The 322-nt window shown below is 68.9% G+C and carries 1 protein-coding gene; it reads left to right on the forward strand.

All coding sequences use genetic code 11. The annotated features are described in order from the left end of the window. The coding region (locus tag AC0VY3_RS37905) for an IS110 family transposase (RefSeq protein ID WP_475552003.1) at positions 1 to 322 on the forward strand (322 nt) is incomplete at both ends.

The following is a 322-nucleotide window of genomic DNA, read 5'->3' on the forward strand; positions in this document are numbered from 1 at the left end:
ACGCTCCGTTTCCGTGAGCACCGTCACGCGGAGGTGGTCCTCAGCATGCCCGGCATGGGCCCGTTGCTGGGGGCTGAGTTCATCGCCTGCACCGGCGGAGACATGGACGCCTTCGGCAGCGCGGGCCGACTCGCCGGCGTCGCCGGACTCGCACCGGTGCCAAGGGATTCGGGCCGGATCAGCGGGAACATGCGCCGACCACACCGCTACCACCGCCGACTCCTGCGGGTCTTCTATCTCTCCGCCCAGGTCGCCGCCCGCTTCTGCCCCACCTCCAAGGCCTTCTACGACCGCAAACGAGCCGAGGGCAAGACCCACAAAC

The organism is Streptomyces sp. iso_384, from assembly GCF_056172905.1.